Genomic DNA, 22005 nt, shown 5'->3' on the forward strand with positions numbered 1-22005 from the left:
GGGGACGCCATGGCCGAAGTGGACAGGATCGCCGAACCGTGGGGCACGCGCACGCCGTACGGGCCCGGGGAGACGTGGCCCGTGAGAGTGGACAGCTTCCTCCAGGAAGGGATCCGCGCGGAGGACGTGGACCGCTGGGTGCAGAGCGCCACGATCCTGCACAGCAACGGCGACGGCCTGGACATCGCGGTCAAGGACGGCCGCGTCGTGGGGGTCCGGGGCCGCGCCGCCGACCGGGTCAACCACGGCCGGCTGGGCCCCAAGGACCTGTACGGCTGGCAGGCGAACCACTCGCCCGACCGGCTCACCCGGCCGCTCGTGCGGGAGAACGGCCGGCTGGTCGAGACCAACTGGGACACCGCCATGGAGCGCGTGACGGGCCGGGTCAAGGAGCTGCTGGACGAGCAGGGCCCGAGCGCCGTCGGGTTCTACACCACCGGCCAGCTCTTCCTGGAGGAGTACTACACGCTCGCGCTCATCGCGCACGGCGGCATCGGCACGAACCACGTGGACGGCAACACCCGGCTCTGCACCGCCACGGCGGCGGCCGCGCTGAAGGAGTCGTTCGGCTGCGACGGCCAGCCGGGCTCGTACACCGACGTGGACCACGCCGACGTCATCGCCCTGTACGGCCACAACATGGCCGAGACGCAGACCGTCCTGTGGGCCCGGATCCTCGACCGGCTCGCCGGGCCGAACCCGCCGGCGCTGGTCTGCGTCGACCCGCGTGAGACGCCGGTCGCCCGCGCCGCCACCGTGCACCTGGCCAACCGGCCCGGCACGAACGTCGCCCTGATGAACGGCCTGCTCAACGAGATCATCGCCAACGGCTGGATCGACGAGGACTACCTGCGCGAGCACGTGGTGGGGTTCGAGGAGCTGCGCGAGCGGGTGAAGGACTACCCGGCCGAGAAGGCCGCCCGGATCTGCGACGTGCCGGTGGACGCGCTGCGTGAGGCGGCGCGGCTGATCGGCACGGCCCGGCGCCTGCTGTCCACGGTGCTCCAGGGCTTCTACCAGTCGCACCAGGCCACCGCCGCCGCGGTGCAGGTCAACAACATCCACCTGGTACGCGGCATGCTCGGCAGGCCCGGCTGCGGCCTCCTGCAGATGAACGGGCAGCCCACCGCGCAGAACACCCGCGAGTGCGGCGCCGACGGCGACCTGCCGGGCTTCCGCAACTGGTCCAACGACAAGCACGTGCAGGAGCTGGCGCGGATCTGGAACGTCGAGCCGCTGGACATCCCGCACTACTCGCCGCCCACCCACGCCATGCAGATGCTCCGCTACATGGAGGAGGGGTCGATCCGCTTCCTCTACGTCACGGGCACGAACCCCGCGGTGTCGCTGCCCGAGCTGCGCCGCGTGCGCTCGATCCTGGCCCAGGAGCGGCTGTTCGTGGTGGTGCAGGACATCTTCCTGTCGGAGACGGCCATGCTGGCCGACGTGGTGCTGCCGGCCGCGACGTGGGGTGAGAAGACGGGCACGTTCACGAACGCGGACCGCACGGTCCACCTGTCGGAGAAGGCCGTGGACCCGCCCGGCGAGGCCCGTTCCGACCTGGACATCTTCCTGGACTTCGCGCGCCGCCTCGACCTGCGGGACAAGGACGGGGCGCCGCTGGTGAAGTGGAGCGACCCCGAGGGCGCGTTCGAGGGCTGGAAGGAGTGCTCGCGCGGGCGGCCGTGCGACTACAGCGGCCTGTCGTACGAGAAGCTGCGCGGCGGGAGCGGCGTGCAGTGGCCGTGCGACGCCGGGCACCCCGACGGGACCGAGCGGCTCTACGCGGACGGCGCGTTCTGGAGCGCGCCGGAGGTCTGCGAGGACTACGGCCGCGACCTGGTGACGGGCGCGCCGCTGTCCCCGACGGAGTACCGGGCGCTCAACCCGGACGCCAAGGCGGTCATCAAGACCGCCGAGTACGTCCCGCCGCACGAGCCGCCGGACGAGGAGTTCCCGTTCGCGCTCACGACCGGGCGCACGCTCTACCACTTCCACACCCGGACGAAGACCGCGAGGGCCCCGCAGCTCCAGCGGGCGGCGCCCGAGGTGTGGGTGGAGATGTCGCCCCACGACGCCGGGCGGCTCGGCTTCGCCGAGGGCGACCTGCTGGAGGTGGAGACGCGCCGCGGCGCCGTCAACGCGCGCCTGCGGGTCAGCGGCATCCGCGACGGCGTGGTCTTCCTGCCGTTCCACTACGGCTACTGGGACCGGCCCGGCGGGTACGACGCGGGCAAGGGGCCGGAGAAGGGGATGGAACGGGCGGCCAACGAGTCCACGGTCACCGACTGGGACCCGGTCTCGAAGCAGCCGCTGTTCAAGACCGCCGCGGCGCGCGTGTCGCTGGTGGAGCGCGGCCGGGGCATGCCGGCGCCGGCGCCGACGACCACCGCGTCCCGGCCCGTCGCGCCGGAGGGCGCGGTCTCCGCCACGCGCGGCGGCCCCGGCGCGGAGGCCGTGGAGTCCGTGGAGTCCGTGACGGCGTCGGGAGGCGCGCGATGAAGCTGGACCTGGTGATCCGGGAGCTGCACCGCTCGGAGAACGAGCTGGCCCACGTCCTGCTGCGCATGTCGGAGCGGCACAAGGCCGACCACGAGACGTACCACGTGGCCCGTGACCTGGTCCGGTGGTGCCACGACCACGTGCGCCAGCTGGCCCGGATCGGCGAGGACTACGGCCTGAAGCTCGACGCCGAGCCGTCCGCCGAGTCCACGATCGCCGAGCGCGTCCGGGAGAAAGCCTCCGAGTGGCTGGGACGCCGCCCCGAGCCGGGGCTGCTGCTCCTGGCGGACCTGCGCCACCTGTACCGGGTGGCGTCGGGGGTGTCGCTGGACTGGGAGCTGCTGGCCCAGGCCGCGCAGGGCTCGCGCCGCCGGGACCTGCTGGAGCTGGCCGAGCGGTGCCACCCGCAGACACTCCGGCAGGTGCGGTGGGCGAACGCCCGGCTCAAGGAGTCGGCCACCCAGGCCCTCGTGAGCTGAGCGCCCGGCCGTCACCCGGCGGTGAAGTTCTCACCCACCTCCTCCTGGAGGTTGGTGAGGGCGCTCTCCACCAGGCTCTCCACGGTCTCGTGGGCGTCGGCGGGGGCCGTCACGCACACCTCGACCCGGGACGCGCCGGCGCCGGCCTGGCCCACCTCCAGCCAGCCGCCCGCTCCCCGCACGTCCTGGGCGCGCCACTCCACGCGCAGCCGCTCGTCATCCGTGGACAGGGCGCACCGCGCCTCCCCCTGCCGCCCGCCGACCCGCCAGCGGACCAGCGCGAGCCCGTTCTCCAGGTGCTCGGCGGTGACACCGGCGGGCAGCCAGCGGCGCAGCCGATCCAGGTCGCCGGCGGTGTTGTAGACGACCTCGGCCAGGGCAGCCACCTCGCGGGTGGCGTGGTATTCCTTCGTACTCATGGCGCTGTCGCTACCCGATCGTCACGAGTGTTACCGCTCGTACGCGCGCGGGTGGGTTTGGGGGGACCGATGATAGGTAGTCCGGGGATGGCGGGGACACGGACGAGTAGGTGAAGGAATGGGGCGGGTGCGGGTGGACGAGCGCTGGGACGGCGCCGGAGGGCGGCGGGTACGCAGCCTGGAGACGGGCCGGGAGAACCCCGACCGCCGGACCGTCGTCATCGTCCCCGGGCTCGGCGCCCTCGGCTACCTGTTCGACACGCTGGCCGGCTGCGGCTCGTGGGCGCGCTCGTTCCTGCTGGACGTGCCCGGGTTCGGGCGCCGCCCGCCGTGGTCGTGCGCGCCCGAGCTGCCCGCCGTCAACGAGCTGGTCACGCGGTGGCTGGACTCCGTGCCGGCCGGGCCGGTCGTGCTCGTGGGGCACTCCACGGGGGCGCAGGTCGCGCTCCGGGTGGCCGCCGAGCGGCCCGATCTCGTACGCGCGCTGGTCCTGCTGGGGCCGACGTTCCCGCCGAGGCTGCGCACCGGTCCGGGGCTGCTCGTGCCGTACCTCCGGACGACCCGGCACGAGCCGGCGGGCCTGCTCCCGGCCACGATGCCGTACTACGGGCGGGCGGGGCTGAAGGCGCTGGCCCGGTTCGTGCGCACGGCGCAGGAGGACGAGCCGGAGAAGCTGGTCCCGGCCGTGTCGTGCCCGATGGTCGTCGCCCGGGGCGTCCACGACGCGTTCGCGCCCCAGGCGTGGGCCGACCGGCTGGCCACGGCCGCCGCCGACGGGCGCTCGGTGACCGTGCCGGGGGCGCACGCGTTCCCGTACCAGCACGGCGGCCTGACGGCCGCGCTCGTCAACGGGGCGGCCAAGCGGGCAGGAATCCTCTGAAGCCGGGCGGCACGTGCCGGTGGCGGTTCCGCCTGCCCGACGACCCGCCGTCCCCCGCGGAGCCGCCGCAGCAGCGACCTCACGCCGGCGAGTCGAGGACGTTCATGACCATGATGACGCCCTTGACGGCGTCGTTCTCCATGCGCAGCCGCGCGAACTCCACGCCGAGCCGGGTCGCCCTGCCCCGGCGGTTGACCGCGTCGATGACCAGCCCGTCGGGCCAGTCACCGGGTCGTGAGCCGCCGTCGAGCAGCTGGCGCAGGTACGGCAGGAGCCGGTCGAACGGCAGCCCGATGTCGAGGTCGGTCAGCGTCCCGCCCACCGTCTCGTCGGCCCGCGCGCCCCACAGCTCCTCGGCGCCCGGACTCCACACCAGCACGCGCAGCTCCTCGTCCACCACCGCCACCGCGTCGCCGAGGCTGCGCACCATCGAGGAGACGAACCCGTTGGCCTGGTCGAGTTCGAGGCTGCGGGCGTTGAGCGTCTCGTTGATCTGCTGGAGCTCGTCGTTGGTCGACTGGAGCTCCTCGTTCATCGTCTCCAGCTCCTCGTTGGTGGACTGGAGCTCCTCGTTGGTGGTCTCCAGCTCCTCGTTGGTGGACTGGAGCTCCTCGTTGGTGGTCTCCAGCTCCTCGTTGAGCGACTGGAGCTCCTCGTAGGCGTGCTCCAGCTCCTTGTTGGCGTGCTCCAGCTCGTCGCGGAGCCTGCGGTAGCGGGTGACGTCGTAGAAGTTCACGCCGACGCCGAGCAGCTCCTCGCCCTCCTGGAGCGGCACCACGGAGACGTCGAACACGCTGGTCTCGGACTGGTTCGGCCGGTTCCACAGCACGTCCTGCACCTCGACCGTGCGCAGCTCAACCTGCACCCGCTCGATCAGCGAGCGCAGCTCCACCGGCCGGTAGGACACCTCCAGGTCCTGGAACGGCCGGCCGACGTCGCGCGGGTGCAGGTTGAACAGCACCTCGGCCTTGGAGTTGACCAGCGCGAGCCGGCCCTCGCGGTCGAGCGTGATCTGCGCGACCGGGCCGGAGGCCAGCGCCGCGCCGCGCAGGTCGCCCACGGTCTCCTGCGGCCCGCCCGCCGCCGCGCCGTGCGCCCAGGGCGAGCGCGGGCCGTGCGGCCTGGTCGCTACCTTCCTGAACAGCCGCATGCGCAGGTCGACCGGCTGGAACCTGTCGCTGTGGTTGAGCAGCATCTCGGCCTTGCCGAGGAACAGGTAGCCCGGGTCGGCCAGCGCGAAGTGGAAGCGCCTGATGACGTTGAGCTGCGTCTCGGTGTTGAAGTACATCAGGGTGTTGCGGGCCAGCAGCAGGTCCACCCGCGAGATGGGGGCGTCGCGGGTCAGGTCGTTGCGGCCGAAGATGATCTGGCGGCGCAGGTCCCGACGGAAGGCGTGGCCGCCCTCGACCGGCTCGAAGTAGGCCGCCTTCAGCTCGGCGGGCACCTCGCTCATCTGGCGGTCGGTGTACGTGGCCGCCCGCGCCACCTGGAGGGCCTGCTCGTCCAGGTCGGTCGCGTAGATCTTCACCCGCTCGCTGAACTCGTCGACGCCGAGCTCCTCGGCCAGCACCATGGCCAGGCTGTACGCCTCCTCGCCGGTCGCGCATCCGGCGCTCCACACCCGGATCGCCTTGCCCACCGGCTTGCCCGCGAGCAGCGACGGGACGACGACCTCGCGCAGCGACTGCCAGGCGCCGGGATCGCGGAAGAAGCTGGTGACGTTGATGAGCAGGCTGTCGAAGAGCCGGCCGAACTCCTCCGGCTCCAGCTCCAGGTAGTCGCGGTACTCGCCGTAGTCGCGCAGCTTGAGCGCTTCGAGCCGGCGGCCGACCCGGCGCATGAGGGTGGTCCGCTTGTAGCCCGTGAAGTCGAAGCCGCGGGTCTCTTTGAGCATGACGAGCAGGTCGTCGAACTCGCGTTCCTCAGCCGGTGTCACAGCGCCTCACCCTATGTCCCCGCACCGCGCCGCCGGATCGTTCCGCCGCCCGGCTCACGCCTCCACGAGACCCTCGCCGGTGCCCACGCGCGCCTGCAGGCCCTGGATCGTCCGCAGCGCCTCCTCGGTCTCGTCCGCCTCCTCCACGAGCCGCCGGGCCGACATCCGGTGGCCCCGCTCCTCCGCCGTGTGGATCATGCGTTGGAGGAGCCTCAGCCGCTCCTCCAGGCGGAGGATCGCGATCCAGAGCGCCCGCTCCACGGCTTCGGCCTGGCCGGAGACCATGCTCTCCATCGACCAGGAGTGGCCGACCCGGCAGGTGTAGCGGGACGACGGTGCGCCGCGGCTCGCGTACAGCGGGCCGTTGCACTCGGGGCAGGTGAAGCCGCTGAGCTCCCCCTTGGGGGTCTCCGGGAGCTGCGCCGACAGGTAGCGCGCCAGCTCCTGCTCCATCTCGGCGTCCAGATCCGGTGTGTCCGGGGTGGTCTCCGGCATGGTCTCCTCTGTGACCACGGAGACGCTGCTCCGCTGTACGGCCCAGTCCGCCAGGCCGGCGAGAGGGAGCACTCGAGCTGCCCGCGTCGCGGCCAGGGCCGCGCTCGGCATTCCCTCGAAGTCCGCCTCCGCGGGGTCCTGCACGGCGACGGCCCCGCCCCTGCGCTCGATCACGGCGCAGCCGCGCGCTCCGTCACCGAGCGTGCCGCTGAGCACGATCCCGGAGACCCGCGGCCCGGCGTCCATCGCGGCGCTCATGAACAGCAGGTCGGCGGCCGGCCGGTGGCCGTTGTAGCGGGGGCCGCGCGACAGGCGCACATGACCGTCGCGCACCAGCAGGTGGTGGTCGGGCACGGCCACGCGGATCTCCCCGTGGACGACCGGCGCGCCGTCCTCCGCCGGGGCGGCCTTGAGCGGCCCGGCCCGGTCGAGAATCCCGGCCAGCACGCTCCCGCCGCTCGCCGACACGTGCAGCACGACCAGGACGGCGGCCTCCAGACCGGCCGGCAGCCCGGCGGCCAGGGCGCGGAGAGGCTCCACGCCGCCCGCCGAGGCGGCGACGACCACGAGGTTCCTTGCCTGTGCGGTTTCCACCGAACTCACCTGTCCCGACAGTACTCCTTCATGCACGAACAGGCCGAGAATGGGTAGAGCGTTCCCATGGCGCTCACACTCACCCTCGTCCACAACGACGGCGTCGAGGCGCGGGTGTCGCTCGCCGGAGACCTGGACCTCACCTGCTCCGAGTGGTTCCAGGGGGCGCTGGCGCTGCTGTTCTTCCAGCAGGCGCCGCGCATCGTGGTCGACGTGACCGGGCTGAGGTTCTGCGATGTGGGCGGTGGCCGGGCGCTGGCGAGCGTTGAGGCGCTGATGCACGGTGAGGGCGGCGAACTCCAGATCGTCGGTGATGGGCCCGCCATCCGGCTGCTGCGCATGGTGGCGCCGTCGCTGGCGCCCGAGGAGCTCGCGGTGGCGGACGGATCGGCGCCCGCCCTCGCCGGCGGGCACGCCGGTGAGCCGGCTCCGCCCGCGCGCCGCCACCTGCCCACTCTGCGGGGGCTCGGGCCCGCTGGCACCAGGGTCCGTCGCCCGGCCCGCGCCGTGGTGGAGGCCGGCTCGTACGCGCATCCCGCCCTGAGGCGGGCCGCCGAGCTGAAGGCGGTCACGGCCCAGCGCCTGGAGACGTTGCAGCGGCAGGGGACGACCGTCTGCGCGAACGCGGCCGAGATGCACGAACGGCTCGCCGTACTGCACGAACGGCTCGGCACGCTGCACGAGCGGCGGGGCGGCGCCCTGCCCTGTGACGGGAGTTCGCACAGGGAGATGGCCGAGGAGTTCCGCAGGCTGCGCGCCACGTTCACGCCCTCCTGACCAATGAGAACTGGTCTTTTAGGCAATCCCTTTGTCCCTTTCGGCCGGTGTCCCTTTCGTCGGGCACGGGCCGGGGCGGGCGCGACAGGGCGGGGCAGGACCTGCATGTGACCATGGAGGTATGGCGGAGACGATGACCGCGTGGGTGGTGGCGCGCCCCGGGCCCATGGCCACGGGACCGCTGGAGCGCGTGCGGACGGCCGTGCCCGCGCCCGGTCCCGGCGAGGTGCTCGTCAAGGTCGAGGTGTGCGCCGTCTGCCGTACCGACCTGCACCTCGCGGAGGGCGACCTGAAGCCGCGACGGCCGCGCACGGTCCCCGGGCACGAGGTCGTGGGCCGCGTCGCGGGCCGCGGCCCCGGGGCGGACCTGCCCGACGGCGCCCGCGTGGGGGTGGCCTGGCTGCGCTCGGCCTGCGGCACCTGCCGCTACTGCGTCCGCGGCGCCGAGAACCTCTGCCCGTACTCCCGCTACACCGGCTGGGACGCCGACGGCGGCTACGCCGAGTACCTGACCGCGCCCCAGGACTTCGTCCACCCGCTGCCCGCCGATCCGCCGGCCGAGAAGCTGGCGCCCCTGCTCTGCGCGGGCATCATCGGCTACCGGGCGCTGCTGCGCCGAGCTGCCGCCCGGCGGGCGCCTCGGGGTGTACGGGTTCGGCGCCTCGGCCCACCTGACCGCCCAGGTGGCCATCGCCCAGGGCGCGACCGTGCACGTGCTGACCCGCGCCCAGGAGGCCCGGCGGCTGGCGCTGGAGCTGGGCGCCGCCTCGGCGGGCGACGCCTACGACGCGCCGCCGGAGCCGCTGGACGCCGCCATCCTGTTCGCCCCCGTGGGCGACCTGGTGCCGGTCGCGCTCGCCGCCCTGGACCGCGGCGGCACGCTCGCGGTCGCCGGGATCCACCTGACCGACATCCCGTCCCTGAACTACCAGGAGCACCTGTTCCAGGAGCGCACCCTGCGCAGCGTCACCGCCAACACGCGCGCCGACGGCCGCGCCCTGCTGGAGCACGCCGCCCGCAGCCCGCTGCACGTCACCACGGTCCCGTACGCGCTGGACGAGGCCGGGCAGGCCCTCGCCGACCTGGCGGCCGACCGCGTCACCGGGGCCGCCGTCCTGCGCATGGACGTCTGAGCGAGGCCGGGAAGGGCTCCGGGCGCCGCCGTCTCACCCCCACCGCAGCGTGGTGTGGAAAGACGGCGGCTCACCCCCGCCGCAGCGTGGCGTCGGCCATCATCCGGGCGAACTCCTGGGGTGAGCCGGCCGCCGCCCACATCGCCCGCTGCCGCGCGGCGCCGGTCCCCCGCTCCCGGAAGCGCTGGAGCAGCCCGGCGATCGGGCCGGGATCGGGGATGCGGTCCAGCAGCGTGGCGAGCATCCGCTCGTGGTCCACCACCCGGCCCGTGTACGGGTCGCGGGTGGGGGCGCGGAGCCCGTGGCGGGCGGCGGCGTTCAGCGCGGCGGCGACGCGCATGTCGCCGATGCGCCTGATCGGCTCGCCCGCCCGCAGCTCGGCCAGGGCCAGGCCGACCAGCGTCCGCGCCAGGCCGGTCACGAGGACGGTGTCGTCGATCGACAGGCCGGTGTCCATGACGCGCAGCTCCACCGTCGGGTAGCGGGACGACAGCCGGGCGTGGAAGTACACCCCGCGCTCGTCGATCGCCCTCCCCCGGCGGACCAGCCGGCACACCGCGGCGTCGTAGTCGGCGGCCGAGCGCCACGCGCGGGGCGCCGTGGCCGTGGGCCAGCGCGTCCAGCGTTTGTACCTCGTGCTCTCCCATCCGGTGTCGCGGCCGTTCGCGATCGGCGAGTTGGCGCTGACCGCGAGCAGCGTGGCCAGCCACGGCCGCACCCGGGTCAGCACCTGCACGCCGACCTCGCGCGACGGTATGCCGACGTGGACGTGACAGCCGCAGGTGCCGGTGCGGGCCAGCAGCCGGCCGAAGCGCCTGTCCAGCTCGCGGTAGCGCGGGTCGGGCGTCACGGCGGGCCCGCCGGGAAGGCGCTGCGGCGCGACCCCGGAGGCGAGGAGCAGGCAGCCGGCCTCGGCCGCGGCACTGGCGGCGCGGCGGCGCAGTTCCAGGAGCTGGCTGCCCGCCTCCTCGGGACAGCCGCACACGCCGGTGACCGTTTCGAGCTGGTAGCGCATGACTTCGGTCTTGACCCGCTCGTCGCCGAGCAGGCCGGTGATCTCAGGGCCGCACAGGGAGAGGTCGCCGCCTGCGCGGTTCACGAGGAGGAACTCCTCCTCCACACCCATCGTGAGCGTCCGGGTCGCGGCTCCGACCGCCTCGGAGGTGATGACCACGTGCCCACCTCCTCGCCGTCACTAGCTACGCGCACAGAGGGGGTCGTCCGTGGTTCTACCCACCTAAGGTTTTTGTCACCCTTCGTACGGGTTTGCCATGACTCGTACGGTCTGGAGGCTGCTGTCCATCGAGTCCGGGATGACCATGCCCGCGTCCACCCCGGTCCGCAGGTAGTCCAGGATCTCCTCCGTCAGCCGCTCCCCCGGCACCACGGCCGGGATGCCCGGCGGGTAGGGCGTGAGCATCTCCGCCGAGATCCGCCCGGCCGCCTTCTCCACCGGCACCTGCTCGGTCGCGGCGAAGAACGCGTCGCGCGGCAGCACGGCCTGCTCCAGCCGCATCCGGGGCGGCGACGGGATGCGCACCTCGGGCGTCGGCAGCTCACCGGCGTGCCGGACCACGTCACGCAGCCCGGTGAGCAGCTTGCCCGTCGACTCCTCGTCGTCGGCGTGGGTGAGCTGGGCACTGATCCGCCGCTGGTCCGACAGGTGCAGGTTGAGCCGGTGGTGCTCGCGCAGCCAGTCGTGCATGGCGTAGCCGGGCGCCTCGAACGCGCTCACGTCCATGATCACCTGGAGCGGGTCCATGTCGAACGAGCGGCCGGGGCCGACGAAGTCGTCGCCGCCGTACACGCGCAGCCCGTCGATCTCCTGGACGGCGGCGCGGACCCGCTCGGCCAGCGCCAGCGTGCGGTCATAGAGGGCGCGGCCGTGCTCCACCATCTGCCGGCGCCAGCCGTCCAGCGCCGCGTACACCAGCACCGACGCGCTGGTCGTGGCCAGCAGGTCGGCCCGCGCCTTCAGCACCCCGGGATCGACCAGGTCGCCCTGGAGGTGGAAGACCGAGCTCTGCTCCAGCCCCGACCCCATCTTGTGGATGGACGTCACGCACAGGTCGGCGCCCGCGTCCATGGCCCACGTCGGCAGGTCCGGGTGGAACGGGAAGTGCGCGCCCCACGCCTCGTCCACGACCAGGGGCTTGCCGTGCTCGTGGCAGAGCCGGGCCAGGCTCTCCAGGTCCGCGCACGTGCCGTACGGGGTGGGGGTGGTCACCAGCACGCCCTTGACGTCCGGGTTGGCGACGAGCGCCTTCTCGAACGACTCCACGGACGGCGGATGCGCCAGGTGCAGGTCGGGGTCCCACTGCGGGTCCACCCAGATCGGGTTCACCCCGGAAAGGATCAGCCCGGCCACCATGGACTTGTGCGCGTCGCGGCCGAGCAGCAACTGCTCGTGCGGGCCCGCGACGGCCAGCATGGCCGCCTTGACCGACAGGGAGCTGCCGCACGTCGAGAAGAACGTGTGGTCGGCGCCCACGGCGTCGGCCATCAGCTCCTGCGCCTTCTCCAGGATGCCGCCGGAGGACGTACGGTCGTCCAGGCCCGCGCTCGCCAGCACGTCCGAGCGGAAGACCCCCTCCCCCAGCGCCTCGACCACCCGCGGGTCCGCGCCGCGCCCCTGCTTGTGGCCCGGCGGGCTGAACGGCGTCTGGCCGGTGCGGTGATACGCCTCCAGCGCCTCCAGCACGGGCGCACACGAATGATCCATCGTCAACGGCTCCCCCGGTGAGCGTGTGAAAGGACGGAAGTCCGTCACCTCCCCGGCCGCCCATGAGCCAAACCAGACGGGACCCGGGCGGCCACCCGAAAGGCCGGCCCGAATCCGTGAGGTCACGGCGGTCGGGGGTACGTGCGGGGTTCTGAAGAGATCAGAGACGACACCAGAGACCACGAGGGGGACGCAGTGACGCAGCACACTCCGGAGCACGACCCGCGCTCGCGGTTCGAGGACGAGGGCATCCCGGACCTCCAGGACGGCACTCCCGAGCAGCAGTGGGCGGTGGACCCGCAGGAGGCGCCGCTGCCCGGCGACCGGCCGATCGCGGTGGACGAGCACGGGACGACGATCGACGAGCAGATCCAGGGCGAGTCGCTCGACGGCCGCCTGAGCCGCGAGGTGCCCGACGACCAGCCGCTGTACGAGGTGGACGGTCCGGCGACCGTACGCGACGAGACCGCCGGGGACGACGAGCGGGTGACCGAGGACGGCGGGCTGGGCGTCGGCTCGGACCTCGACACCGACTTCCAGCCGGACGACGACGTGGACCCCGCCTGGCAGGCGCAGCCGGAGGAGCCGTCCGGCGCCGTCTGGGACGACCCGCGACCGGCGGGCCGGCTGGTCGCGCCCGACGAGGGCGTCCGCGGGGACGTCGAGCCGGACGAGGTGGCCCGGGAGGTCGGCCCGGACGCGGGCGGCTTCACCGCCGAGGAGGCCGCCATGCGCGTGGAGCCCGAGTGAGCGGGTCGCACTGCCAGTGGACACGACCGGACCAGTGAGGAGCGCACATGACCAGGGAAGAGGACAAGGGCACCACCTTCGACGGTGATCTGCACAACATGGGAGGCGACATCGGCCCCGCCTCCATCCGCGGCTCCAACCCGAGCCCCGGCGGCAAGCCGCGCGACGACGCCGAGCCGAAGAGCGGCTACGCCGAGCCCATGGGGTACGTCACGGGCCGCGACGACGAGTGGGGCGTGACGGCCGGCTCCGACGAGAAGTCCGTGGCGGCGCGCACGGACGAGATCGAGGACCATCTGGAGACGGCGGGTCCCAGCCCGCACCCGATGCCGCCCGGCGCGGTCGAGCGGCAGGGCCACGACGGGCACCCGGAGTTCCGGGTCGAGGGGCCGGTGGACGAGGCCGCCCACGGGGTGGTCGAGGACGACGTCGTCAAGCGCCCGGCCACGGCCCGGCAGCCGGAGGAGGGGCACGTGACGGCCGACCTGGACTGGTCCGCCTCGGACGCGGACGACCCCGACGGCGGCTCCGGCCGCACGGACGCGGACGACGGCGGCTACCTGCCCGGCGAGGGCACCGGCCGCCCGTACGACACCTGACACGGCGGGGCCTGACCCGGCGCCGGCAATCGGACGGCGCGCTCAGAGGCGGTCGAGGATGCGCCGCATCTGGTCGATCTCATCCCGTTGCGACGACTCGATGCTTCCGGCGAGCTGCTTGGCGCCGGCGTTCAGGCCCTGCCGCCGCTCGGTCTGGGCCATCTCGACCGCCCCCTTGTGGTGCTCGATCATCAGCCGCGTGAACTCCTTGTCGAAGACCTCGCCGCTGAGCGCTTCGAGGTCCTCCATGTCGTCGGCGGACATCATGCCGGGCATGCGGTGTGTCATGTGCCTGCCGGCGGACTCCGGCTCGCCCCACTCGTGCAGCCAGCCGCTCATGGCGGCGATCTCCGGCTCCTGAGCGGCCTTGATGCGCTCGGCCAGCTTCTTGACCTCGGGGTCCTCGGCGCGGGTGGCCGCCAGGTCGGCCATCTCGACGGCCTGCCGGTGGTGCGGGATCATCATCCGCGCGAACATCACGTCGGCGTCGTCGTGCTCGCCGGAGGGCTGGGCGCCGCTCTGCCGGGCGGCCGGCACGGGCGCGCCGGCCGTCGCTCCGGGAGCGGCGGCCTCGTCGCCGGTCCCGCCGCAGGCGGTGAGCAGCGCGAGAGCGGCTGCCGCGGCGGTCGCGGCACGAGCGGTCGTACGGTGGGCGAGCATGGTGATGTGACTCCCGGTGATGGAATGTGCGTCGAACGTAATCGTGGAAGTGATCGGCCCGCGTGCGCGGCACCGACACGCGGGCAGGCCGGAGACCTCCGGGTCGGCCGCCGGCGCGCTCGCCCGCGTATCTCCCAACGGCGCCGGCATCGAGGCGGCGCCGTGAGCAGGAGGCGTCGCGCATGGACAAGTCGCGCATGGACAATCAGCGCACGGCGAGTCAGACCACCGCGAGTCAGTCCACCGCGAGTCAGTCCACCGCGACTCAGCGCACCGCGAGTCAGCGCAGGGTGGGGCAGCCGGCCGGGGGCCGCTCCACGGCGGGTCAGGACCTGGGATCGCGGCCGGTGAGCCGGCTGACCCGCCGCCCCAGGGGGCGCAGAGGGCTGCCCTCGACCGGCCGGGGACGCGCCGGCGTGGTGCTCGCCGCCCTCACCGCCGGAGCGCTCCTCGCGTACGGGGTGCCGGCGGTGGTGCTGGCCGGTGAGGTGCCGCCGCGGACCACGGCCGGCGGCGTGGACATCGGCGGCCTCTCGCCCGGCACGGCGCGGGCCCGGCTGGAGGAGGCGTTCGCCCGGCCGGGCCGCCTGGCGCTCGGCGTGGCCGGCAGGACCGTCACCGTGACGCCCGCCGGACTGGGCCTCGCGTTCGACGCCCCGGCCACGGTCGCGGCGGCCATGGACGGCGCCGCCACCCCGGCCGGAGTCACCCGCGCCTTGATCGGCAGCCGTACGGTGCCGCCGCGGGCCCGGGTGGACGAGCGGCTGCTGGCCCGGAAGGTCGCGGACCTCGCCCGTACCGTCGATCGGGCGCCGCGGGAGGGCGGCGTCCGCTACCGGGGGCTGGAGCCGCGGCCGGTGCTGCCCGAGGCGGGACGCGCCCTGGACCGGGCCGCCGCCGCGCGGATGATCCGCGACGCCTTCCTGGCCCGGCGGGCGTCGGTCGCGCTGCCGGTGCGCCTGGTGGCTCCGTCCGTGACGGCGGACGAGGCCCGCGCGGTCGCCCGCTCCGCGGCGCGCACCGCCGTGGCGGCGCCGCTGACGCTGACGGCGGGCGGGAGGCGGGCCACCCTGTCACGGTCGCGCCTCGCGGCTCACCTGCGGTTCGTCGCGGACGGGCGGGGCGGGCTGCGGCCGTCGTACGACGCTCGCGACGTCGCCGCCGAGGTGCGGGACGAGCTGGTGCCGGCCGCACGGCGGCCCGAGGACGCGGGCTTCACGATCGCCAAGGGCCACCCCTCGGTGGTGCCGGGCCGGCCGGGCAGCGGCGTGGACACCGGGACGCTCGGCCGTGCCGTCTCGGCGGCCCTCGCGGCCGGCGCCCGCACGGCCGGCGTCCCCCTCACGAGCGTGCAGCCGTCCCTGACGACCGAGCGGGCACGCGCGCTCGGCATCAGGGAGAAGGTCAGCTCGTTCACCACGCGCCACCCCTGCTGCGCGCCCCGCGTCACGAACATCCACCGCATCGCCGACCTGGTCGACGGCCACGTGGTGCGGCCGGGCGCGACGTTCTCGCTGAACGGGCTGGTGGGCAGGCGCGACCGGGCGCGCGGCTTCGTCGAGGCGCCGATGATCCTGAACGGCCGCTTCGTCGACGACGTGGGCGGAGGCGTGTCGCAGTTCGCGACGACGATGTTCAACGCGGTGTTCTTCGGCGGGTTCGAGGACGTGCGGCACACGCCCCACCAGTTCTACATCTCCCGCTACCCGGCGGGCCGGGAGTCCACGGTGTCGTTCCCGCAGCCGGACTTCCGCTGGCGCAACGACTCGCCGTACGGGGTGCTGATCAGGACGTCATACACGAAGACGTCGGTCACGGTCGAGTTCTGGAGCACCAAGCGGTACGACGTCGAGTCGCGCAGCTCGTCCCGCTACGCCGTCAAGGACTTCCCCACGCTCACGGACTCGGGACCGGACTGCCTGCCGATGGGCGGGGTGCAGGGCTTCGCGATCGACGTGTGGCGGATCCTCAGGAAGGGCGGCGAGGTCGTGCGCGAGCAGAAGCTCCACACCGTGTACGCCCCCGAACCCCGCCTGACCTGCACCTGACCGGGAGAACAGAGCCGAGGCGGCCGGGACCTTCTCGTCACCGGCCGCCTCGGCCGCTCTCGGGCGGCTGCGCGTCGATCACCTGAACCCGCGCAGCCGCAGGCTGTTGCTGACCACGAAGACGCTGGAGAACGCCATCGCGGCACCGGCGATCATGGGGTTGAGCAGCCCCATGGCGGCCAGCGGCAGGGCGGCCACGTTGTAGGCGAACGCCCAGAACAGGTTCCCCTTGATCGTACGCAACGTCCGCCGCGACAGCCGGATCGCGTCCGCCGCCACGCGGAGGTCGCCCCGCACGAGCGTGAGATCGGACGCCTCGATGGCCACGTCCGTGCCGGTGCCCATGGCCAGGCCCAGGTCGGCCTGGGCCAGCGCGGCGGCGTCGTTGACCCCGTCGCCGACCATGGCCACCGACCTGCCCTCGGACTGGAGCCGCTTGACGACGTCCACCTTGTCCTGGGGCAGCACCTCGGCGATGACCTCGTCGATGCCGACCTCGGCGGCCACGCTCCGCGCGACGGCCTCGTTGTCGCCGGTCAGCAGCACCGGCTTCAGGCCGAGCGCCCGCAGCCGCCGGATCGCCTCGGCCGAGGTGGGCTTGACCACGTCGGCCACGACGAGCACCGCGCGGGCCTTGCCGTCCCATCCGACCGCCACGGCCGTGCGACCGGCCTCCTGCGCCTTGTCCAGCGCCCGCTCCAGGTCCGGCGGCAGGTGCTGGGACCACTCGGCCAGCAGCCGGGGCCGGCCGACGAGCACGGCGTGCCCGTCCACGATCCCCTGCACGCCCAGGCCCTCGACGTTGGCGAAGTCCTCGGGCACGGGCAGCTCGCCGGCCCGCTCGGCCGCGCCCCGGGCGACGGCCCGGGCGATGGGGTGCTCGGAGGCGTTCTCCAGAGCGCCGGCCAGGCGCAGCACCTCGGTCTCGTCCTCGCCGTCGGCGACGTGCGTCTCGACCAGCGTCATCCGGCCCTCGGTGACGGTGCCCGTCTTGTCCAGGACGACGGTGTCCACCCGGCGGGTCGACTCCAGCACCTCCGGCCCCTTGATGAGGATGCCGAGCTGGGCGCCCCGGCCCGTGCCGACCAGCAGCGCGGTCGGGGTGGCCAGGCCCAGGGCGCACGGGCAGGCGATGATGAGCACGGCCACCGCGGCGGTGAAGGCCGCCGCCGGGCCCGCGCCCGCGCCGAGCCAGAAGCCGAGCGTGCCCAGCGACAGCGCGATCACGATGGGCACGAACACGCCGGAGATCCGGTCGGCCAGCCGCTGCACCTGCGCCTTGCCGGTCTGCGCCTCCTCCACGAGCCTGGCCATCTGGGCGAGCTGGGTGTCGGAGCCGACCCGGGTGGCGCGCACGACCAGCCGGCCGCCCGCGTTGACGGTGGCGCCGGTGACCGCGTCGCCCGGCCGTACCTCGACCGGGACGGACTCGCCCGTCAGCATCGAGGCGTCGATTGCGGAGGTGCCCTCCTCGATCACGCCGTCCGTGGCGATCTTCTCGCCCGGCCGGACCACGAACCGGTCGCCGGCGGCCAGCCGCGAGACCGGGACGCGCACCTCGGCGCCGTCGCGCAGCACGGCCACGTCCTTGGCGCCCAGCTCCATCAGCGCCCGCAGCGCCGCACCGGCCCGCCGCTTGGAGCGGGCCTCGAAGTAGCGCCCGGCCAGGATGAACGCGGTCACCGCCGCCGCGGTCTCCAGGTAGATGTTGCCCGAGCCGTCGGTGCGGGCGATCGTCAGCTCGAACGGGTGCGTCATGCCGGGCATGCCGGCCGTGCCGAAGAACAGCGCCCACAGCGACCAGCCGAAGGCGGCCAGCGTGCCGCCCGAGATCAGCGTGTCCATCGTCGCCGCGCCGTGCCGCAGGTTGGTCCAGGCGGCCTTGTGGAACGGCCAGCCCGCGTAGACCACGACCGGCGCGGCCAGCGTGAGCGACAGCCACTGCCAGTTGGCGAACTGCAGCGGCGGCACCATCGCCATGGCGATCACCGGGACGCTCAGCACCACGGCGGTGATCAGCCGGGCCCGCAGCGGCGCGAGCTCGTCCTGGGCCGCTTCCGGCTCTCGCGGCTCGTCGGTCTCGGGCGCCGGTGGAGCGGGGAGCGCGGCGCTGTAGCCGGCCTTCTCCACCTCCGCGACCAGGACCTGGGGGTCGAGCCCGCCGGGGAAGGTCACCTTGGCCTTCTCGGTGGCGTAGTTGACCGTGGCGGTCACGCCGTCCAGCTTGTTCAGCTTGCGCTCGATGCGGTTGGCGCAGGACGCGCAGGTCATGCCGCCGATCGACAGCTCGACCGCGTCGTGCGGCCTCTCACCGGTGATGGGAGACTCCGTGATGGGGGACATCGCCTCTCCTTTCGTCGCGTCCCGCGCTCAGTGCGCGTGCTCGCCCTGGTCGGCGTGGTCGCCCTCGCCGGCGCTCGGCGTGCCGGCGGGCTTGCCGCTCGGCGTGGTGCTCGGCGTGGTGCTCGGCGCCGGCTGCGCGCCGGACGGGCCGGCGTGGACGGTGAACGCCGCGGTGCGCACCTGGCCCTGGTGCTGGAAGTCCAGGAACAGGCGGTAGTCGCCGCCGCTCGGCGCCTCGGCGTAGAAGACGATCTCGGGACCGGCCTTGGTGACGCCGTCGCCGGGCGTGCCCTCCGGGTGGACGTGCAGGTAGGCCAGGTCGCCGCCGCGCAGGGCGACGAGGTGCCCGTACGCCCCGAGATACGGCTGCAGGTCGGTGACCGGCTCGCCGGCCTTGGTCACCTTGAGCGCCAGCCGGCTCGACCGGCCGGGGATCAGGTCGCCGGCCAGCTCCACCGTGTAGCCGTCCACGGTCGTCGTACGGCTCGCCGCGGGCAGCGGCCGGGGCGTGTAGCCGCCGGCCACGAACAGGTCGGCGCCGAGGGTCAGCGCGGGGCCGCCGGTGGGCGTGAAGTCGGCGAAGGCCCGGTAGGCGCCCGCGGCGGGCAGCGTCAGCTTGACCGTCCAGACGCCGTCGGCCGACATCTCCGGATGAACGTGCTGGAACGTCGTCAGGTCGCGCGAGGCCACGATGAGGTGGAGCCGCTTGTCGTGGCGCACGTCGAAGCCGGTGACGTTGCCCCCGCCGGGGCCGGTCACGGCGAAGCGGAAGTCGGTGGGCTCGCCGGGCCGGATCTCGCCGGTCAGCGGGACGAAGGTGTAGCCGCTCTCCGACACTTGAAGCCCCCCGGGGGTATCCACCGCACCTGCCTGTACCCGTATGCCCTGGCCCTCGCTGCCGTGGCCTTCGCTGCCGTGGCCTCCTCCGGCCTGCTCGGCGTGGGCGCCGGGGACCGCGGTCCCCGGCGCGCCCGGGTCGCCCACGGCGCCGCCGACACCGAACGCCCCGCCGAACGCCACAGCCAGCCCCAGGGCGTACAGCCCGAGTCTGCCTGCCGTGTTCACGACGCACTCTCCACCGTGTAACCGGCCTCCTCGACGGCGGACACGATGCGCTCCGGCTCGATCGGCTGCTCGCTGCCGACGGTCAGCAGCCCGCTCGCCAGGTCGACCTCGACACCCGTCACGCCGGGCACCTCGCCGACCTCCTCCTTCACCGAGCTGACGCAGTGGCCGCAGGTCATGCCCTTGACGGTGTAGGTAGCGGTGGTGGTGGCCATACCGAATCACTCCTCGAAAACGTCAGTGGAAGAACGCTGAACTCAGAACGGAAATCGATGCCGGGTCACGAGCGGACGAGCCGCGCGATCGCGTCGGACGCCTCCTTGACCTTGGCCTGCGCCTCGGGCCCGCCCTCGCGGGTGGCCTCGGCGACGCAGTGGGCCAGGTGCTCCTCCAGCATGGAGAGGGCGAACGACTGGAGGGCACTGGTGGCCGCCGACACCTGGGTCAGGACGTCGATGCAGTACTTGTCGTCCTCCACCATCCGCTGCAGACCGCGGACCTGCCCCTCGATCCGGCGCAGCCGCCGGCTGTGGTCGTCCTTGCGTGCGGAGTATCCCGCCATGCCGATCCCCCTCTCCCTTGCTGTCACCCACCCTAACACGGTACCCCCCTACGGTATTCCGACGGGGGCCGCGGAGCCTGCCGCGGGGGCTGTTACGGTTTGCGCGATGAGACGGCGCGCCGGACGTTACTCGTCCCTCCTCCTCGACCGGTTCCACCACCCCGCGCAGGTCATCGCCACCGGGTTCGGCGCGGCGATCACTCTCGGCACGGGGCTGCTCTCGCTGCCCGTGGCCACCACGACCGGCGAGTCCGCCGGCCTGGTGACGGCGCTGTTCACCGCCACCTCCGCCGTGTCCGTGACCGGGCTGGTGGTGGTGGACACCGCCTCCCACTGGTCCGTCTTCGGCGAGGTGGTGATCGCCGGGCTGGTCCAGGCGGGCGGGCTGGGCATCATGACGCTGGCCACCCTGTTCACCGTGCTCGTCGCCGGACGGCTCGGGCTGCGGGCGCGGCTGTTCGCCCAGGCCGAGACCAAGGCCCTCAGCATGGCCGAGGTGCGGCGGCTGGTGCGCAAGGTGGCGCTCTTCAGCCTCGCCTGTGAGGTCGTCATCGCCGTCGTGCTCACCGCCCGCTTCGTCGCCGGGTACGACGAGCCGCTGTCCCGGGCCCTCTACCTTGGGGCCTTCCACGCGGTGTCGGCGTTCAACAACGCCGGGTTCGGGCTGTGGCCGGACAGCCTGATGCGGTTCGTGGCCGACCCGTGGATCTGCCTGACGGTGTCCGCGGCCGTGATCGTGGGCGGGCTCGGCTTCCCGGTCGTGTTCGAGCTGCTGCGCTCCTGGCGGCGGCCGAGCCGGTGGTCGGTCATCACCCGCGTCACGGTCGGGGCGACGCTCATCCTGCTGGGGGCGGGCACGCTGGCGTACCTCACCACCGAGTGGCGCAACCCGGCGACGCTGGCCCCGCTGGACGACGGCGGCAAGCTGCTGGCGGCCTTCTTCACCTCGGTCATGGCGCGCTCGGCCGGCTTCAACAGCCTGGACATCGCCCAGATGCAGCCGTCGAGCTGGCTGGTGACCGAGGTGCTGATGTTCGTCGGCGGCGGCAGCGCGGGCACCGCGGGCGGGATCAAGGTGACCACGTTCGGGCTGCTGGCGTTCGTCATCTGGGCCGAGCTGCGGGGCGAGCGGCACGTCGCGGTCGGGCGGCGGCGGCTGCCCGAGTCGGCGCAGCGGCAGGCCGTGTCGATCTCGGCGATGGGCATGGCGCTCGTCGTCGTCTCGACGTACGTGCTGCTGGTCCTGACGCCGCACGGTCTGGACCGGGTGCTGTTCGAGGTGGTGGCGGCCTTCGGCACGGCAGGCATGTCCACCGGCATCACCGCCGACGTGACGACCGCCGGGCACGTGCTGCTCGTGGCGCTCATGTTCGCCGGCCGGATCGGGCCGCTCACGCTTGGGTCGGCGCTGGCCCTGAAGGACCGCACCCGCCGCTACGAGCTGCCGGAGGAACGGGTGATCGTCGGCTGAGGATCTCCGCCCGGGGGCAGCCTCGCCACGAGAGCCGGCACCTTTCAGAGGAAGGCGTAGCACTCCACCTCGGAGCGCCGGTAGGACAGCCCCTTCGTGAGCGAGTCCCTGACGCAGGCGCGCTCGGACCGGCTCAGCATGAGCTTCCCGCACACCGTCACGCCGGAGTAGGTCCGGCAGTCCAGCGACGGGTCGGTCGCGCCGATGCGGTAGGTGCTCCTCACGTGGGAACGGCAGCGGGCGCGCGCTCCGTGCGTGTTCGCGTACGAGCACTGGCGGAGCAGGATCCGGTACTGGCGGCTGCTGACGTCCTGCCCATCGCCGTCACCGTCCGCAGCGGCCCCGACGTCGGCACTCGCCGAGCCCAGGTCGCGAAGATCCCCGTCGGCCCGCGCCGAGGCGGCGCACAGGCCGAGCATGACCACCACCCCGAGACCAGCGGCAACGATCTGTTTCATGGCACCCCCCACAAGCGGAATACCGTCCCCACCCCCGCCCAAAACACCACAATTCGCCTCCCCCGAGCAGACGCGGCGTGTCGCGCCCGGCAGACCTTCGCCCGGCGGGAGA

Annotated in this window: 20 protein-coding genes and 1 pseudogene; 10 read left to right on the forward strand and 11 right to left on the reverse strand. The window is 73.5% G+C overall.

The window, feature by feature from the left end:
• Nucleotides 1-9: 9 nt before the first annotated feature.
• Nucleotides 10-2502: a nitrate reductase gene (locus AB0H64_RS07435; protein ID WP_357621140.1), complete on the forward strand. Its 2493-nt coding sequence runs from the start codon at nt 10-12 to the stop codon at nt 2500-2502.
• On the forward strand, nt 2499-2981 hold the full coding sequence (locus AB0H64_RS07440; RefSeq protein ID WP_357621142.1) for a hypothetical protein: 483 nt from the start codon (nt 2499-2501) through the stop codon (nt 2979-2981). Before AB0H64_RS07435 ends, AB0H64_RS07440 begins: the two co-directional genes overlap by 4 nt.
• A gap of 11 nt (nt 2982-2992) precedes the next feature.
• Here the strand turns inward: AB0H64_RS07440 and AB0H64_RS07445 are convergent, their stop codons facing one another.
• Complete coding sequence (locus tag AB0H64_RS07445) at nt 2993-3400, reverse strand: SRPBCC family protein (RefSeq protein WP_357621144.1); 408 nt, start codon at nt 3398-3400, stop codon at nt 2993-2995.
• Nucleotides 3401-3518: 118 nt separating this feature from the next.
• Between AB0H64_RS07445 and AB0H64_RS07450 the strand changes: the two genes are divergently transcribed.
• A complete protein-coding gene (locus AB0H64_RS07450) occupies nt 3519-4280 on the forward strand; it encodes an alpha/beta hydrolase (RefSeq protein WP_357621146.1) in 762 nt (253 codons plus the stop codon).
• A 79-nt stretch (nt 4281-4359) separates the two neighbouring features.
• Here AB0H64_RS07450 and AB0H64_RS07455 read toward each other — a convergent pair whose 3' ends face one another.
• Together AB0H64_RS07455 and AB0H64_RS07460 are read right to left on the reverse strand one after the other, a co-directional pair.
• The gene (locus AB0H64_RS07455; RefSeq protein ID WP_357621148.1) at nt 4360-6216 is read right to left on the reverse strand and encodes a CheR family methyltransferase; all 1857 of its coding nucleotides are present in this window, start codon (nt 6214-6216) and stop codon (nt 4360-4362) included.
• Nucleotides 6217-6270: 54 nt separating this feature from the next.
• Nucleotides 6271-7314, reverse strand: coding sequence for a chemotaxis protein CheB (locus tag AB0H64_RS07460; RefSeq protein ID WP_357621150.1), 1044 nt, complete (start codon nt 7312-7314; stop codon nt 6271-6273).
• Between the two features lie 57 nt (nt 7315-7371).
• On the opposite strand from AB0H64_RS07460, the gene AB0H64_RS07465 reads away from it, so the two are divergent.
• The 3 genes and pseudogenes from AB0H64_RS07465 to AB0H64_RS07475 all read left to right on the forward strand — a co-directional run bounded on the left by AB0H64_RS07465 (nt 7372) and on the right by AB0H64_RS07475 (nt 9215).
• Nucleotides 7372-8082 (forward strand): STAS domain-containing protein, encoded by a 711-nt coding sequence (locus AB0H64_RS07465; protein ID WP_357621152.1) that lies wholly within the window; start codon nt 7372-7374, stop codon nt 8080-8082.
• A gap of 166 nt (nt 8083-8248) precedes the next feature.
• Nucleotides 8249-8563, forward strand: a pseudogene (locus tag AB0H64_RS07470) (alcohol dehydrogenase catalytic domain-containing protein); the annotation flags it as partial.
• A 163-nt stretch (nt 8564-8726) separates the two neighbouring features.
• Complete coding sequence (locus AB0H64_RS07475; protein WP_357621154.1) at nt 8727-9215, forward strand: zinc-binding dehydrogenase; 489 nt, start codon at nt 8727-8729, stop codon at nt 9213-9215.
• A gap of 70 nt (nt 9216-9285) precedes the next feature.
• On the opposite strand, the gene AB0H64_RS07480 is transcribed toward AB0H64_RS07475, so the two are convergent.
• Nucleotides 9286-10389, reverse strand: a complete 1104-nt coding sequence (locus tag AB0H64_RS07480; protein WP_357621156.1) for a YbdK family carboxylate-amine ligase — start codon at nt 10387-10389, stop codon at nt 9286-9288.
• 75 nt (nt 10390-10464) lie between these two features.
• Entirely contained in the window at nt 10465-11937 is a 1473-nt protein-coding gene (locus AB0H64_RS07485) for an aminotransferase class I/II-fold pyridoxal phosphate-dependent enzyme (RefSeq protein ID WP_357621159.1), read from the reverse strand.
• Between the two features lie 195 nt (nt 11938-12132).
• On the opposite strand from AB0H64_RS07485, the gene AB0H64_RS07490 reads away from it, so the two are divergent.
• Nucleotides 12133-12687: a DUF5709 domain-containing protein gene (locus tag AB0H64_RS07490; protein ID WP_357621161.1), complete on the forward strand. Its 555-nt coding sequence runs from the start codon at nt 12133-12135 to the stop codon at nt 12685-12687.
• Nucleotides 12688-12734: 47 nt separating this feature from the next.
• Nucleotides 12735-13286 carry a hypothetical protein gene (locus AB0H64_RS07495; protein WP_357621163.1) on the forward strand — a complete coding sequence of 184 codons (552 nt, stop codon included), beginning with the start codon at nt 12735-12737 and terminating at the stop codon, nt 13284-13286.
• Nucleotides 13287-13328: 42 nt separating this feature from the next.
• Here the strand turns inward: AB0H64_RS07495 and AB0H64_RS07500 are convergent, their stop codons facing one another.
• Nucleotides 13329-13946, reverse strand: a complete 618-nt coding sequence (locus AB0H64_RS07500) for a DUF305 domain-containing protein (protein ID WP_357621165.1) — start codon at nt 13944-13946, stop codon at nt 13329-13331.
• Nucleotides 13947-14293: 347 nt separating this feature from the next.
• Here AB0H64_RS07500 and AB0H64_RS07505 point away from each other — a divergent pair, with 347 nt between their 5' ends.
• The gene (locus AB0H64_RS07505) at nt 14294-15994 is read left to right on the forward strand and encodes a VanW family protein (protein ID WP_357621167.1); all 1701 of its coding nucleotides are present in this window, start codon (nt 14294-14296) and stop codon (nt 15992-15994) included.
• A gap of 78 nt (nt 15995-16072) precedes the next feature.
• Here AB0H64_RS07505 and AB0H64_RS07510 read toward each other — a convergent pair whose 3' ends face one another.
• The 4 genes from AB0H64_RS07510 to AB0H64_RS07525 form a co-directional block, all read right to left on the reverse strand.
• Nucleotides 16073-18337 (reverse strand): heavy metal translocating P-type ATPase, encoded by a 2265-nt coding sequence (locus AB0H64_RS07510; RefSeq protein WP_357621169.1) that lies wholly within the window; start codon nt 18335-18337, stop codon nt 16073-16075.
• Nucleotides 18338-18364: 27 nt separating this feature from the next.
• Nucleotides 18365-19402, reverse strand: coding sequence for a hypothetical protein (locus AB0H64_RS07515; protein ID WP_357621171.1), 1038 nt, complete (start codon nt 19400-19402; stop codon nt 18365-18367).
• Complete coding sequence (locus tag AB0H64_RS07520; RefSeq protein WP_357621173.1) at nt 19399-19617, reverse strand: cation transporter; 219 nt, start codon at nt 19615-19617, stop codon at nt 19399-19401. Before AB0H64_RS07520 ends, AB0H64_RS07515 begins: the two co-directional genes overlap by 4 nt.
• Before the next feature lie 65 nt (nt 19618-19682).
• Nucleotides 19683-19964 (reverse strand): metal-sensitive transcriptional regulator, encoded by a 282-nt coding sequence (locus AB0H64_RS07525; protein WP_310706990.1) that lies wholly within the window; start codon nt 19962-19964, stop codon nt 19683-19685.
• A gap of 106 nt (nt 19965-20070) precedes the next feature.
• Between AB0H64_RS07525 and AB0H64_RS07530 the strand changes: the two genes are divergently transcribed.
• Nucleotides 20071-21435 carry a potassium transporter TrkG gene (locus AB0H64_RS07530; protein ID WP_357621176.1) on the forward strand — a complete coding sequence of 455 codons (1365 nt, stop codon included), beginning with the start codon at nt 20071-20073 and terminating at the stop codon, nt 21433-21435.
• A gap of 44 nt (nt 21436-21479) precedes the next feature.
• Here the strand turns inward: AB0H64_RS07530 and AB0H64_RS07535 are convergent, their stop codons facing one another.
• Entirely contained in the window at nt 21480-21893 is a 414-nt protein-coding gene (locus AB0H64_RS07535; RefSeq protein WP_357621178.1) for a hypothetical protein, read from the reverse strand.
• Nucleotides 21894-22005: the final 112 nt, after the last annotated feature.

This window comes from Nonomuraea sp. NPDC050733 (assembly GCF_040654215.1).
Lineage (GTDB): Bacteria > Actinomycetota > Actinomycetes > Streptosporangiales > Streptosporangiaceae > Nonomuraea.

What these genes read in the sequence shown, in the direction of transcription:
- AB0H64_RS07495 (WP_357621163.1), top strand. Translation starts at nt 12,735, where the DNA reads ATGACCAGGGAAGAGGACAAGGGCACCACCTTCGACGGTGATCTGCAC.
- AB0H64_RS07520 (WP_357621173.1), bottom strand. Translation starts at nt 19,617, where the DNA reads ATGGCCACCACCACCGCTACCTACACCGTCAAGGGCATGACCTGCGGC.
- AB0H64_RS07500 (WP_357621165.1), bottom strand. Translation starts at nt 13,946, where the DNA reads ATGCTCGCCCACCGTACGACCGCTCGTGCCGCGACCGCCGCGGCAGCC.
- AB0H64_RS07465 (WP_357621152.1), top strand. Translation starts at nt 7,372, where the DNA reads ATGGCGCTCACACTCACCCTCGTCCACAACGACGGCGTCGAGGCGCGG.
- AB0H64_RS07510 (WP_357621169.1), bottom strand. Translation starts at nt 18,337, where the DNA reads ATGTCCCCCATCACGGAGTCTCCCATCACCGGTGAGAGGCCGCACGAC.
- AB0H64_RS07440 (WP_357621142.1), top strand. Translation starts at nt 2,499, where the DNA reads ATGAAGCTGGACCTGGTGATCCGGGAGCTGCACCGCTCGGAGAACGAG.
- AB0H64_RS07485 (WP_357621159.1), bottom strand. Translation starts at nt 11,937, where the DNA reads ATGGATCATTCGTGTGCGCCCGTGCTGGAGGCGCTGGAGGCGTATCAC.
- AB0H64_RS07435 (WP_357621140.1), top strand. Translation starts at nt 10, where the DNA reads ATGGCCGAAGTGGACAGGATCGCCGAACCGTGGGGCACGCGCACGCCG.
- AB0H64_RS07450 (WP_357621146.1), top strand. Translation starts at nt 3,519, where the DNA reads ATGGGGCGGGTGCGGGTGGACGAGCGCTGGGACGGCGCCGGAGGGCGG.
- AB0H64_RS07445 (WP_357621144.1), bottom strand. Translation starts at nt 3,400, where the DNA reads ATGAGTACGAAGGAATACCACGCCACCCGCGAGGTGGCTGCCCTGGCC.
- AB0H64_RS07530 (WP_357621176.1), top strand. Translation starts at nt 20,071, where the DNA reads ATGAGACGGCGCGCCGGACGTTACTCGTCCCTCCTCCTCGACCGGTTC.
- AB0H64_RS07535 (WP_357621178.1), bottom strand. Translation starts at nt 21,893, where the DNA reads ATGAAACAGATCGTTGCCGCTGGTCTCGGGGTGGTGGTCATGCTCGGC.
- AB0H64_RS07525 (WP_310706990.1), bottom strand. Translation starts at nt 19,964, where the DNA reads ATGGCGGGATACTCCGCACGCAAGGACGACCACAGCCGGCGGCTGCGC.